Raw genomic sequence first — 13016 nt, 5'->3', positions numbered from 1 at the left:
GAAGGTTTCCGCCCTCGTTCTTATCCGTTCAGGATGGCACCGGCCGGTGCTTCCTCCTCAACGGCTTCGGCTTCTTCGACGACTTCTTCTTCGTCTTCGTCTTCCTCTGCCGCCGCAGCCTGTGCTGCCAGTTCTTCCTCGGTAATCCAGCCTGCCGCCAGACGTGCTGCCATCACCATGTTTTCCGCATCTGCCCGGGAAACGTCGAAGCCGGACAAAGACCCTTCAAAACGTTTGGTCTCGCCATCCTTGCGTTCGGTCCAGCCGACAAGGTCGTCGGCGGCGCAACCCGCAAGATCTTCCATCGACTTGATTTCGTCCTTGCCCAGAGCAACGAGCATGGCCATCGTCAGGCCATCAATAGAACGGAGTTCATCGGAAACACCGAGCGCCTGACGCTCTTCGTCGAGCTTTGCTTCCAGCTCATTCAGATAATCCCGCGCACGCGCCTGAATTTCCACTGCCGTGTCGTCGTCGAAGCCCTCGATCATGGAGATTTCCTCGATCTCCACATAGGCGACTTCCTCAACGGAGGTGAAGCCTTCGGTCGCCAGCAGCTGGCCAACCATCTCGTCGACATTGAGTGCTTCCATGAACAGGTTGGAGCGTTCCTGGAATTCCTTCTGACGGCGGTCGGATTCTTCCTGCTCCGTCATGATATCGATGGCCCAGCCGGTCAGCTGAGAGGCAAGACGTACATTCTGACCACGACGGCCGATCGCAAGAGACAGTTGGTCATCGGGAACGACAACTTCAATACGTTCCGCGTCTTCGTCCAACACGACTTTGGCCACTTCCGCAGGCTGCAGCGCATTGACGATGAATGTCGCCGGCTCTTCGTTCCACGGGATGATGTCGATTTTTTCGCCCTGCAGTTCACCGACCACAGCCTGAACGCGACTGCCGCGCATACCCACACAGGCACCGACCGGATCGATGGAACTGTCCTTGGAAATAACGGCGATCTTTGCGCGAGATCCCGGGTCACGTGCAACCGATTTGATCTCGATGACACCGTCGTAGATTTCAGGAACCTCCTGAGCGAACAGTTTGGCCATGAATTGCGGATGGGTCCGTGACAGGAAGATCTGCGGTCCACGCTGCTCGCGGCGGACATCGTAGATAATGGCGCGAATGCGGTCACCGGTCCGGAAAATTTCACGGGGAATCAATTCGTCACGGCGCACGATGCCTTCACCGCGACCAAGATCAACAATGACATTCCCGTATTCAGCACGTTTGACGACGCCATTGATGACTTCGCCAACGCGATCCTTGAATTCTTCATACTGGCGGTCACGCTCGGCTTCGCGCACTTTCTGCACGATCACCTGTTTTGCGGACTGTGCGGCAATACGGCCGAAGTCGAGCGGCGGCAGCGGCTCGGCAATAAAGTCGCCAAGGCTCGCTTCCGGGTTCCGGGCCTGCGCATCGGCCAGGGAAATCTCCGTGGAGACATTTTCGACCGTTTCAACAACCTGGAGCAGACGCTGCAGGCGGATCTCACCGGTCTTCGGATTGATCTCGGCACGGACTTCCGTCTCCGTGCCGTAGCGGGAGCGGGCCGCCTTCTGGATCGCATCTTCCATCGCGTTGATGACGATCATCCGGTCGATCGATTTTTCCCGTGCGACCGCATCAGCGATTTGCAGCAGTTCCAACCGGTTCGCGCTGATTGCCATATTCCACTCCTCTTGCGCCAAATGCCGTCTTCCGGTCTTTATCGGCGCGTTTCCTTTTGCCGCTAAGCCTTATGCCTAGTTGGGCGTGTTGTCCTGTGTCAGTTCCTCTTCCTGGCCGCGGGCGGCCAGCGCCGCCTTTTCTGCCTGGAGAGCTGCGGTAATCAAATCGTCGGTGAGGACAAGTTTCGCTTCGCCGATGTTTTCCAACGGCAAGGCTGCAAGATCGTCTTCACCCTCGCGGGAATCGGGCAAACGCACTTTCGCTGTCCCGTTTTCCGCGCCAAGCAAGGTTCCCCGGAACCGTTTGCGGCCATCGACCATGACGGCCATCTCGACCTTCAATTCATGTCCGGACCAGCGATTGAAATCGCCTTCACGAACAAGAGGACGGTCAATTCCCGGAGAAGAGACTTCAAGATGATAGGCCCGATTGATCGGGTCTTCGACATCAAGAGCAGGAGAAACCGCACGGCTGATCGTTTCACAATCCTCAACCGTCATGGTGCCATCAGGTCGCTCAGCCATGATCTGCAGCGTGCAGCCATTGGCCGCGCTGATCTTGGTGCGCACGAGACGATAGCCGAGATCTTCAATGACCGGCTCCACAATCGCTGCAACTCGGGCATCCAGCCCTTGTTCCGTAACAATTCTAGGTTCGTGTGCGCTCACACTTGGCTCCTGTTTAAAACCGTTTCCGGTTCTTAAGCATCAGATGCGCCTGATTGTCGATTTACATAAGGCAATCCTGCTTGATTCATCAGTTTCGGCCTCTGATTAAGCAAAAAAGAGCGGGTCCCCGTTGGGCCCACTCTCAAAATGCTCAGATAAGCCGTTTGAGGTGAAACACCGGCTGTATAACGCCAAAGCTGGCAAAAAGGCAAGAGCCTCAATCCGAATCCCTCAAAGAAGTTACCGCGCGATGCCCCAAGCACCGGAAACCGGCATTCCTCAAACTCTCAGGAAGGTCAGATAACGGCCGACGCGGCCCTCCCGGACCGCCTTGGCCTCGTAACGAGTTCCGGGCCAGCCGTCCCAGGGTGTCTGCCAGTCGCCGGCGGTTTCCGCCTGCCATTCAAAGGCCTCGTGGTCCCGGCAGTGGCGCAGGGTCCAGTCGATATATGTGTCGATGTCGCTGGCAAAGCGGAACTCACAGCCCGGCTTGATCGCACGGGCATAGCGGGACAGGTTCTGCTCATTGATGAAGCGGCGCTTCCAATGGCGTTTCTTCGGCCAGGGATCCGGATAAAGCTGATAGGCGAGATCAAGAGATGCCTCCGGCAACCAGTCCAGAACGTTGACCGCATCATCATCATAGAGACGGACATTCTGCAGCCCCTCCTCGACCACGGCGGTGACAGCCTTCGCCATGCTGCCGACAAAGGGCTCAATGCCGATAAATCCGGTTTGCGGCGAAGTGCGGGCTCTGTGCAGCAAGTGCTCACCGCCGCCAAAACCGACTTCCAGGCAGACCGTCTTCACATCCGCATCAAACAAATCCTTCACGTCCCCCGGGGCGGGTTTGGTCAGATCCAATGCCAGGCGCGGCAACTCGTTTTCCATCAGCGCCTCTCGGCGCGGGCTGAGCGGCTTGCCTTTGCGGCGGCCGAAAAAGGAACCTTCGTATCGGTCTGTCATCTTCTTAAACTGCAGATCGCCGGTACTTGACCGGCGATCTCTTTCACATCCTGTCATTCACCACTTTGCGGCACCACATAAGCGGCACCACTTACCCGGATTGCTTATCCGGCAAGTGGGCGCAACGCGTCAACCAGATCGGTTTTCTCCCAGGAGAACCCACCATCAGCATCCGGCTTGCGCCCGAAGTGACCATAAGCAGCGGTGCGCTCGTAGATCGGATTGTTGAGCTTGAGGTGTTCGCGGATACCGCGCGGGCTCAGCCCCATCACGTCGCGCAAGGTGGATTCCAGCCGCGCCTCATCGCAGCGTCCGGTGCCGTGAAGATCCACATAGACCGACAGCGGATCCGATACACCGATGGCGTATGACAGCTGAATAGTGCAGCGGTCGGCAAGTTCGGCAGCAACAACGTTCTTGGCCAGATAGCGCGCCGCATAGGCCGCGGAGCGGTCCACCTTGGTCGGATCCTTGCCGGAGAAGGCGCCGCCGCCATGGGGTGCGGCACCACCATAGGTGTCGACGATGATCTTTCGACCGGTCAAACCCGCGTCACCGTCCGGACCACCAATCACGAAAGCTCCGGTCGGGTTCACGTGCCAGGCCGTCTCACCGGAAATCCAACCTTCCGGCAGCGCCTGGCGAATATAGGGTTCAACGATTTTCTTGACGTCGGAGGACGTCAAGGCCGGGTCCAGATGCTGAGTCGACAGAACGATGGATGTCGCGCCAACAGGTTTGCCGTTTTCGTAGCGAACCGTCACCTGGCTCTTTGCGTCCGGACCAAGAACCGGTTCTTTACCGGATTTACGGGCCTCGGCCAAAAGCTGAAGGATCTTGTGTGAATAGAGAATCGGCGCCGGCATCAATTCTTCGGTTTCACGGCAGGCGTAACCGAACATGATGCCCTGGTCACCAGCACCTTCGTCCTTGTTGCCGCCCGCATCAACGCCTTGTGCGATATGCGCTGACTGTGCGTGCAGGTGGACGGCGATATCGCAGTTTTCCCAATGGAAACCATCCTGCTCATAACCGATGTCTTTCACCGCCATGCGGGCCAGATGGGCAAGGTATTCGTTTGTGATGCTTGCAGGACCACGGGTCTCGCCCGCGATGACAATGCGGTTGGTCGTTGCCAGCGTTTCACAGGCGACACGGGCTTCCGGCATTTCACGCAGATATGCGTCGACGACTGCATCCGAAATACGGTCGCAAACTTTATCAGGATGTCCTTCGGACACGGATTCTGAAGTGAAGAGATAATTTTGACGTGCCATTGGCGATCGTCCTTCTGGGAATGAATAAGACAGAAGCGGCGAATGACATCGCCGCTTCTGCTGCATCAATCTTAGAAGTTTATCGTCACGTCAAGCGTGAGAACGAAATTTATCAGTCATCACCGGCCAGGGACCGGACAAGATCAACGATCCGGCGGCGGACTTTCGGGTCTTCGATACGTACAAACGCCTTGTTGAGAGACAGGCCTTCGGAAGAAGACAGGAAATCGACGACATAGGATGTCGGCTGGGTTTCTCCGAAGCCTTCTGCTTCTTCCGGTGTTCCCGGCGCGTCTTCAAAGAAGAAGGAAACCGGCACTTTCAGGATTGTGGCGATGTGCTGCAACCGGCTAGCGCCGATCCGGTTGGTGCCTTTTTCGTATTTCTGAATCTGCTGGAAGGTGATGCCGAGGGCCTCACCCAGTTTTTCCTGGCTCATGCCAAGCATCATCCGTCTCAGACGGACACGGCTGCCAACATGAATATCGATCGGATTTGGAGACTTCTTACTGGGCATCTGCGTCGCTCTTTCTTTTTTCTTGCGGCGAATGTCCGCTCGTTTCGTCTGCACAAGCGCCCTAGTGTCCTCCCACAAAGACCCAAGAGATAGGAAGATTGCCCGCAACCCACCACTTGCACATGAAGCAGTTTTCAATCTGCTATTTCACGGTTGTATCACACTTTCTTCACTCAACTCAAATAAAAAATATCAATTTATGCGCGAGTCTCGGTTGTATCTCGTTATTGATGAAAATACCAATACACAAACTGAAATAATCAGGACTGGTAGATCCCCAGTTGTGCTGTAGAGGGGTTTTGCAATCTTTTGAGGTAACTTTCCGTCAATTATCCCTTTTTCAAAAATCGCAAGTTCTTCAACCACAACACCCGTACCATCTACGATTGCGGATATTCCCGTGTTTGCCGCCCGGATCAAAGGCAGCCCCGATTCAATTGCCCTGAAGCGTGCCTGAGCAAAATGCTGATACGGCCCCGGCGTGCGTCCGAACCAGGCATCGTTGGTGACGTTGAGCAAAAAGGCAGCGTCCCCGTGTGCCCGGGAAAGCGCTCCCGGAAAAATCGCCTCATAGCAAATCAACGGCAAAAACCCGGCACCGCCGGAGGTTTCCAGCAACCGCCTTTGATACCCGGGTTCAAAACCGGAAATTGGCCCGGCAAGATTTGAAATGCCGAGCCGCTCCAGCAGTCCCCTTAGTGGAACGTATTCACCAAAGGGAACCAGGCGGACTTTGTCATAAATTCCGCGCACGGTACCATCGTTGCCAATTGCAAAGACGCTGTTGAAGTAATCGGTCCCCCTTGGGCTGGCTTCAGTTCGAATGGCACCCGTGACAAGTTCGGTCTCCGCACCAAGCACCTTGCCGATCCTGAAGAGCGCACCCGGCTCCTGCGTCAACAGAAACGGCAACGCCGACTCCGGCCAGATCACCAGCCGCGACTGACCGATCCTTGCTGCACCTCCCAGCGGCGCTGCGGTCATGTCCAGATAGGTCTGAAAGATCCCGTCGCGCAGCTCCGGCCGCCATTTGTCCTGCTGGTCGATTGACGGTTGAATGATCCGTATATCCAGATCGGCGAAGCGCTGTTCCGTCGTTACGAGACGTACCGCGCCAAAGCCTGCCATCAGGACAAGGACCGCGGCCGCCGCCGCCACGACGGCCAGTCTGTGGCGCATCGGTTTTGAATCCGCCAGCACCGACGGCGCCGAAGAAATCGCCACCACCAGAAACGTAAGGCCGTAAATACCGACCAGGCTGGCAGACTGCGCCAACGACAGATAGTCGGCAATTCCATATCCGAACGTGTTCCAGGGAAACCCGGTCAACACATGACCACGCAACCAGTCCGACAGGGTCAAGCCCGCTGCGAGCAGCAAGATCCTGTGGAACCGGTCGCTCCAGAACAAGGCGGCAATCGAGACGCCGAGACCGGTAAAAAGAGCAAGACCGACCGGCATGGACAGAACTGCAAATGGCATCAGCCAGGCGAATTTTTCCGCCTCCACCAGAAAGGCCGACCCAATCCACCAAAGGCTGGACAGGAAATATCCGAAGCCAAACAGCCAACCGAACGCAAATCCCGCCCAAGCTCGTCTGAGCAACCGGCCCGGTCCCGGCTCAATGGCGCCATCGAGCATCCAGACAAGGCAGGGAAAGGTCAGAAGAAGAACCGGTGCGAAGCCGTATGGAGGCAATGCGAACGCGGTCAGCGCACCGACAATCACGCATAGCAACCGGCGCTGCCAGCCCCATGCCAATAAAAATGTATTTGGCAGGACCGACAGCCGTTCCAGAAACGTATTCATTATTACCAATCCCTTGTATTACAGGTCAGGAGGATTGGCGGCTCGCGACTGGCCGGTCAAGGTTTATTGTCAAATGCTGACGGCCACGCACAAAATCGTCTGTCGGCGGTCGAGCAATGCCTATGCGGCGCCCGTCGCTCCTGCGAACGATCCCGCACAGGATCGATCAAAAGCGCCGACGCCGCAGCGGACGCCCCGGACCTGAATACTGTCTTGATATCAGGAGCTTCTCACAGACACCGAAGAGCGATCGGACGTCGGGTCCGTCTCCGCTTCGCCTAAAGCATCATTTGACGGCATGCCGGGTCGCTTCGGACGCCTGCGCAAATCCTGCTGCCGGGTTTCAGCCCGTCGACGACGGATTTTCAAGCGCTTGATTCGCCTCGGATCGGCGTCCATTATTTCAAATTCGTAACCGGGAACTTCATTCGGAACGAATACAAGTTCCCCGCGCACAGGCACCCTGCCGACGGACACGTAGAGCAACCCTCCAAGCGTGTCGACATCTTCGGAAACCTTGTCTTTCGCCAGATGCGTTCCAAGCGCTTCGTCCAGATCTTCCAGCGGGAGACGCGGATCAGCAATCCAGATACCGTCACCTGCCGTGGCGAGCATCTCTTCTTCGTCTTCATCGTGCTCGTCTTCGATATCACCGACGACTTCTTCGACCAGATCCTCCAAAGAGACAAGGCCGTCGGTGCCGCCATATTCATCGATAACAAGCGCCATCTGGATCCGACCGGCCTGCATCTTGGCCATCAGATCGGTTGCCGGCATGGACGGAGGAACAAACAACAGATCCCTGAGCAGATCGGTTTCCTTGAGCGTGACCGACAGATCGACGCAGGACAAATCCAGGTCCGGAAGGTTGTGCCCCTTGCGGCTCACGCCGTTTTCCATTGATCTGGGATCTGCAAGTTCCACAGTGCTGTTGTCCACAGCAGTTGCAATGCGGCGTGATGCACCACGTTCGGCTATGAACGCCATCAGATCCTTGATGTGAACCATGCCGCGCGGATCGTCCAGGGTATCCTCGTAAACAGGCATGCGGGAATGGCCGCTCTTCTGGAACAGTTCCATCACCCGGCTGAGGCTGGTGTCCAGGTCAACGGCGTCGATGTCGGCCCGAGGGATCATCACATCATCGACCCTGAGTTCGCGCAGACGCAGAATGTTGCCAAGCAACATGCGCTCTTCCGGCGAGAAAGCCGCGTCACCGCCGACCTCGCGTGCGAGCTCATCCTGCAGATTCTCGCGTAGGCTCGAAGACTGTCGGCCCAAGCGCAGGACGCGTTTGAGATTTTCAAGAAGGGCCGCAGATCGCTGCGGCTTCGTCTGTTGCGGGTCTTCCCCGTCCTGAGACTGTCCGGCGGTTGCGGCCTTCGGCTCGCTTGCCGGACTTTGCGGTTCAACTGCGCTCATCATCCATCAATATAAGAACTATATGCCCCATGATGCCACTTAATCGCCGTCAGCCACAAGAGGTCTGTCCGCGTAAGGGTCACCGATGCCTATAACAGCCAAAATGGCTTTCTCAAGGCTTTCCATCAGCTCTGCTTCCTCATTTTCCTGATGATCATAGTCGAAAAGATGAAGCAAACCATGAACGGTCAAATGGGAAAGATGATCGGAGAAATCAACTCCCATCTCTTCTGATTCCCTGACAACGGTTTCCCGGGCAAAAACGATATCACCCAGAAGCGGACCATAGACTTCCCCCTGCGGGTCGCTGCCAGGAAAGGAAAGAACATTCGTTGGCTTGTCCTTGTCCCGCCACTGTTTATTCAGTTTTCGAATGGACGCATCATCGGTAAAAAGAAGTGAAACTTCCGTGTTTTCAACAACTTCAAGATCCGCATTCGAAAAAGCGGCCGAGATCGCACGCGCGGCCAGATCCTTCAGCCAACGCTCCTCGGGCCAGTCTCCCGCCTCGACAGTGAGGTCGACGACGAACCCTTCCGGCAAGGTTTCAGACATCGGGTTTCACGTTGTTCATTGGGCTGCGGCTTTCCGGCTGCGCGGGGGATTGCCCCCCTGATCCGCTTCCGGTTGGCGTTCGGCATACCGGCGTTCGCGGGCTTCGGATTCCTCCCGCGACGCATTGTCATATGCGGTCACGATGCGTCCAACCAGCTCGTGACGGACAACATCCGTCTCGTTGAAACGGATATGCGCCACAGCCGGAATGTCCGTCAGAAGCCCCAAAGCCTCTCTGAGACCCGACTTCTGGCCTGCTGGCAGGTCAATCTGGCTCGGATCACCGGTGACAATCATTTTCGAGCCGTCGCCAAGGCGCGTCAGGAACATTTTCATCTGCATCGACGTCGTGTTCTGCGCTTCGTCGAGCAGAACCACGGCATTCGACAGGGTACGTCCGCGCATAAACGCAAGAGGCGCGACTTCGATCATACCGGACTGCAATCCGCGATCCACTTTCTCCGCCGGCATCATCTCATAGAGAGCGTCGTAAATCGGGCGCAGATAGGGATCGACCTTGTCCTTCATTTCACCCGGCAGAAAGCCCAGGCGTTCGCCGGCTTCAACCGCCGGCCGGGACAGGATGAGCCGTGCAACATCACCACGTTCCAGCAGGGCTGCGGCATAGGCGACCGCCAGAAACGTTTTACCGGTTCCCGCAGGTCCGGTGCCGAAGATCAGGTCGGCCCGGTCCATGGACCGGATATAGGCGTCCTGCGTTGGCGTCCGGGCCACAATCGTTTTGCGACGCGTGGCAATCTGCGCAAATGCCAGTCGGGATTTTGGCTCCAATGTCGGCAGCGGCAACTGGGCTTCGGCCGCAGCAGCCATGCGCAGGGCCCCGTCAACATCGCCGGGGTGGATTTCCTGTCCCTGCAGCAGACGCTGGTAAAGAGCCTCAAGCGCGGTGCGTGCCTGAGCACAACCGGCCTGCGGTCCTTTCAACGTGACCTGATTGCCCCGAGCAATGGCATCGACCCCAAGGCGCTGTTCGATCAGCGCCAGGTTCTGGTCAAACTGCCCGAACAGGTCACCAATCAACCGGTTGTCTTCAAATGCCAGGACAATATGGGTCATGTCAGATGCAGAAGCGGCAGGACCGGATTGGTCCGAAGACTTACGGGAAGAAGATTGGCTGTCGCGCGTCAAATGACGTCTCCTTTAGACCGCCGAGGCCGGGATGGCCCCGGAAATAGCAGTATCATCTTGCCCGGCATTCAGCCTCCCGAACAGCGAATTAGATCCGATCTTGACGATTTCCACCGCTTGTATGCTGCCGATCATATGTTCCGGCGCATCAATCTGCACCGGTTGTAACCAGGGTGATTTGCCGACCAGCTGCCCTGCGTTCCGGCCCTTCTTTTCCAAAAGGACGTCACAAGTCATGCCCAGCCTGGAGGCATTGAAGGCCTTCTGCTGGTCGCTCACCAGCGCCTGCAATTCTGCCAGCCTCGCGGACTTCACATCTTCAGGCACCTGGTCATCCATTGTAGCACCCGGCGTTCCGGGACGCTGGCTGTATTTGAAGGAAAACGCGGAGCCGTAGCCGACACGCCGGATCAGATCCATCGTATCTTCAAAATCCTGATCCGTTTCCCCCGGGAAACCCACGATAAAGTCACCTGAGAGCGCAATATCAGGGGATGCTTCGCGGATACGATCGAGCAGCCGGAAATAATCGTCGCGAGTATGACGCCGGTTCATCGATTTCAAGATCTTGTCGGACCCGGATTGTACAGGCAGATGCAGGTAAGGCATCAGGCTTTTCAAATCCCGATGCGCCTCAATGAGATCATCATCCATGTCGCGGGGGTGACTTGTCGTATAGCGCAGCCGGTCAAGGCCTTCGATCTCGGCAAGCCGCCTTAACAATTGCCCAAGGCCCCAGGTAGCTCCATCGGATGCTTCGCCGTGATAGGCGTTGACGTTCTGACCCAACAACGTGACTTCGCGAACTCCGCCAGAAGCCATTGTTTCGGCTTCGCTGACGATCTGCTCCACCGAACGGGATACTTCAGCACCGCGGGTATAGGGCACAACGCAGAAAGTGCAGAATTTATCGCACCCTTCCTGCACCGTCAGAAAAGCCGCGGGCGGACGCTTCCGAACCGGTTTTTCCGCACGTTCCGACAGATGATTGAACTTCGCATCGATATCGAATTCGGTTTCGACGATCTTCGTTCCCTGTCGCGCCTTGTCCAGAAGCGAGGGCAGCTGATGATAGCTCTGCGGACCGACAACCAGATCGACAATCGGTGCTCGCCGGGAGATTTCCTCACCTTCCGCCTGAGCAACACAGCCAGCAACACCGACCATCATCTCCCTGCCGGATCGGGCACGTTCTTCCTTCACCTTCCGAATACGGCCCAGTTCCGAATAAACCTTTTCGGCAGCCTTTTCGCGAATATGGCAGGTATTGAGAATGACCAGATCGGCGTCTTCCATGTCGTCCGTCGACTGAAACCCTTCTGGGGCCAACACGTCGGTCATGCGTTCACTGTCGTAAACGTTCATCTGGCAGCCATAGGTGCGCACAAACACCTTGCGGGTGTTGGCGCCGCTCTCTTTGGCTTTATTTTCTTTCAAGGCAACGGCTGACGGGGTCGTTTCCTGTTCTGCTTCCGGGCGGCTTGTCATTCGCTCCTCATGGCCGTTCTTTGCGGCCGTGTTGTCCTGATATCGAGTGCCCTGGCGACGGTGTTCTTTCTTGTCCGTCTTGCGCCTCGTTTCGTGCACAGCCTTTACTGGCGGCAGTATTCCAAATTCAGGCGCCAGCTTTAACGGTTTTTTCCTCGTTTGAGAAGAACTCCGGTGATTCGAAATCACCTGAATCTCCGCCCTCGACGGATTCCGGCTTCTCGACAGGCTTTTTCAGCAGCGATGCAACGGTCATGGCCCTTACCTCGGCCTCCAATCGACGGGTAAGAGCCTTTCGATCAGTGGAGCGGTCGACAAGAACCGGTTCCCCCCAGCGGATAACGACATCAAGCGCTCCGCGGGTGAATATGCCCCACAAATGTCCGGCCAGTTCCATGTCGCCATACCAGGCGACATGGGGGCGATGAGCCCTGCCCATCGGCAGACCGTAAAAACCCTGATAGGCGATGGACAGAGGCTGTACCCAGACATTCGATCCGTTTTCCTGGCCGACCGCCCTGGTTGCAGCTCCAAGGAGGGCTGAACGAAACGGAAGAACGCAGTTGCCGTCATTCGATGTTCCCTCCGCAAACAGCACCATTGCGTCCCCTTCTGCCATGCGCTCCGCAATGGCGTCGGCAACCTGTGCTGTTTCGGACCGTTTGGTTCTGTTCACAAAGACAGTGCGTTGCAGTTTTGCGAAAAGTCCGAATATCGGCCATCCCGAGACTTCCGACTTGGCGATGAATGACAGGGGCATCAAAGAGCCAATGACGGTGATGTCGACCCAGGACGCATGATTGCAGGCGATGAGTACGGGCCTGTCGACTGTAGGCTGACCGATTTGTTGAATGCGTATCCCGACGAGGCGGGTCGCGATCAGATGCCAGACATGCGGCAGTTTTTTCTGGATCGGAAGTCGAAGTTTTATCGCAATCCACTGCAGTGGAATGAGGACCAGTGAAACAATGGTCAGAACAAAGATGATGAAACCGGCCTTGATCTCAGCCATCGTCCTTTTTGTCCTTCGATGGATCGAGTGGCACACCATAGAGTTCAAGCCTGTGATCGACCAGCTTGTATCCCAGTTTCCTGGCAATGAATTCCTGAAGCGCCTCAATTTCCTCGTTACGGAACTCAATAACCTGGCCGCTGCGCAGGTCTATCAGATGGTCATGATGCTCGTCGGGAACGGTTTCATAGCGCGACCTGCCATCGCGGAAGTCATGACGCTCGATCATGCCGGCATCTTCAAACAGCTTCACAGTACGATAGACGGTGGAAATGGAGATCCCCGGATCGATCGCGACAGACCGGCGATACAATTCTTCGACGTCCGGGTGCTCTTCTGAAGCCTTTTCAATCACTGAGGCGATGACACGTCGCTGCTCGGTCATGCGCATGCCCTTTGCAATACACAGATCCACTAGCGATGATTGCCGATCTTCCACCATTGAAACGCCGTCCGGTGCTTGTTGTCAG

Annotated in this window: 12 protein-coding genes; all 12 read right to left on the bottom strand. The window is 56.5% G+C overall.

Annotated features, from left to right (window positions below):
- Positions 1 to 20: 20 nt before the first annotated feature.
- The 12 genes from nusA to K5905_RS01150 all read right to left on the bottom strand — a co-directional run bounded on the left by nusA (position 21) and on the right by K5905_RS01150 (position 12988).
- Positions 21 to 1682 (bottom strand): transcription termination factor NusA, encoded by a 1662-nt coding sequence (gene nusA / locus K5905_RS01205; RefSeq protein WP_297579240.1) that lies wholly within the window; start codon positions 1680 to 1682, stop codon positions 21 to 23.
- Between the two features lie 75 nt (positions 1683 to 1757).
- Complete coding sequence (rimP, locus tag K5905_RS01200) at positions 1758 to 2351, bottom strand: ribosome maturation factor RimP (protein WP_297579237.1); 594 nt, start codon at positions 2349 to 2351, stop codon at positions 1758 to 1760.
- A gap of 279 nt (positions 2352 to 2630) precedes the next feature.
- Positions 2631 to 3317: a tRNA (guanosine(46)-N(7))-methyltransferase TrmB gene (locus K5905_RS01195; protein ID WP_297579234.1), complete on the bottom strand. Its 687-nt coding sequence runs from the start codon at positions 3315 to 3317 to the stop codon at positions 2631 to 2633.
- A gap of 104 nt (positions 3318 to 3421) precedes the next feature.
- A complete protein-coding gene (gene metK / locus K5905_RS01190) occupies positions 3422 to 4594 on the bottom strand; it encodes a methionine adenosyltransferase (RefSeq protein WP_297579232.1) in 1173 nt (390 codons plus the stop codon).
- Positions 4595 to 4706: 112 nt separating this feature from the next.
- Complete coding sequence (locus K5905_RS01185) at positions 4707 to 5111, bottom strand: helix-turn-helix transcriptional regulator (RefSeq protein ID WP_297579229.1); 405 nt, start codon at positions 5109 to 5111, stop codon at positions 4707 to 4709.
- A gap of 192 nt (positions 5112 to 5303) precedes the next feature.
- Complete coding sequence (gene lnt, locus K5905_RS01180; RefSeq protein ID WP_297579227.1) at positions 5304 to 6920, bottom strand: apolipoprotein N-acyltransferase; 1617 nt, start codon at positions 6918 to 6920, stop codon at positions 5304 to 5306.
- Between the two features lie 219 nt (positions 6921 to 7139).
- Positions 7140 to 8342 carry a transporter associated domain-containing protein gene (locus K5905_RS01175; protein ID WP_297579224.1) on the bottom strand — a complete coding sequence of 401 codons (1203 nt, stop codon included), beginning with the start codon at positions 8340 to 8342 and terminating at the stop codon, positions 7140 to 7142.
- Between the two features lie 39 nt (positions 8343 to 8381).
- Positions 8382 to 8897: an rRNA maturation RNase YbeY gene (gene ybeY, locus K5905_RS01170; protein WP_297579221.1), complete on the bottom strand. Its 516-nt coding sequence runs from the start codon at positions 8895 to 8897 to the stop codon at positions 8382 to 8384.
- Positions 8898 to 8912: 15 nt separating this feature from the next.
- Positions 8913 to 9974 carry a PhoH family protein gene (locus K5905_RS01165; protein ID WP_297579246.1) on the bottom strand — a complete coding sequence of 354 codons (1062 nt, stop codon included), beginning with the start codon at positions 9972 to 9974 and terminating at the stop codon, positions 8913 to 8915.
- 84 nt (positions 9975 to 10058) lie between these two features.
- On the bottom strand, positions 10059 to 11534 hold the full coding sequence (gene miaB / locus K5905_RS01160) for a tRNA (N6-isopentenyl adenosine(37)-C2)-methylthiotransferase MiaB (RefSeq protein ID WP_297579218.1): 1476 nt from the start codon (positions 11532 to 11534) through the stop codon (positions 10059 to 10061).
- A 127-nt stretch (positions 11535 to 11661) separates the two neighbouring features.
- Positions 11662 to 12546 carry a 1-acyl-sn-glycerol-3-phosphate acyltransferase gene (locus K5905_RS01155; protein ID WP_297579216.1) on the bottom strand — a complete coding sequence of 295 codons (885 nt, stop codon included), beginning with the start codon at positions 12544 to 12546 and terminating at the stop codon, positions 11662 to 11664.
- On the bottom strand, positions 12539 to 12988 hold the full coding sequence (locus K5905_RS01150) for a Fur family transcriptional regulator (RefSeq protein WP_297579213.1): 450 nt from the start codon (positions 12986 to 12988) through the stop codon (positions 12539 to 12541). Before K5905_RS01150 ends, K5905_RS01155 begins: the two co-directional genes overlap by 8 nt.
- Positions 12989 to 13016: the final 28 nt, after the last annotated feature.

This window comes from Roseibium sp. (genome assembly GCF_025698965.1).
In the GTDB taxonomy this organism is placed as follows: domain Bacteria; phylum Pseudomonadota; class Alphaproteobacteria; order Rhizobiales; family Stappiaceae; genus Roseibium.
This window is presented reverse-complemented; position numbering and strand designations above follow the sequence as displayed.

Coding starts and splice junctions, on each gene's coding strand:
- nusA (WP_297579240.1), bottom strand. CDS start 1,682: ATGGCAATCAGCGCGAACCGGTTGGAACTGCTGCAAATCGCTGATGCG.
- K5905_RS01195 (WP_297579234.1), bottom strand. CDS start 3,317: ATGACAGACCGATACGAAGGTTCCTTTTTCGGCCGCCGCAAAGGCAAG.
- metK (WP_297579232.1), bottom strand. CDS start 4,594: ATGGCACGTCAAAATTATCTCTTCACTTCAGAATCCGTGTCCGAAGGA.
- K5905_RS01185 (WP_297579229.1), bottom strand. CDS start 5,111: ATGCCCAGTAAGAAGTCTCCAAATCCGATCGATATTCATGTTGGCAGC.
- lnt (WP_297579227.1), bottom strand. CDS start 6,920: ATGAATACGTTTCTGGAACGGCTGTCGGTCCTGCCAAATACATTTTTA.
- K5905_RS01175 (WP_297579224.1), bottom strand. CDS start 8,342: ATGAGCGCAGTTGAACCGCAAAGTCCGGCAAGCGAGCCGAAGGCCGCA.
- ybeY (WP_297579221.1), bottom strand. CDS start 8,897: ATGTCTGAAACCTTGCCGGAAGGGTTCGTCGTCGACCTCACTGTCGAG.
- K5905_RS01165 (WP_297579246.1), bottom strand. CDS start 9,974: ATGACCCATATTGTCCTGGCATTTGAAGACAACCGGTTGATTGGTGAC.
- miaB (WP_297579218.1), bottom strand. CDS start 11,534: ATGACAAGCCGCCCGGAAGCAGAACAGGAAACGACCCCGTCAGCCGTT.
- K5905_RS01155 (WP_297579216.1), bottom strand. CDS start 12,546: ATGGCTGAGATCAAGGCCGGTTTCATCATCTTTGTTCTGACCATTGTT.
- K5905_RS01150 (WP_297579213.1), bottom strand. CDS start 12,988: ATGGTGGAAGATCGGCAATCATCGCTAGTGGATCTGTGTATTGCAAAG.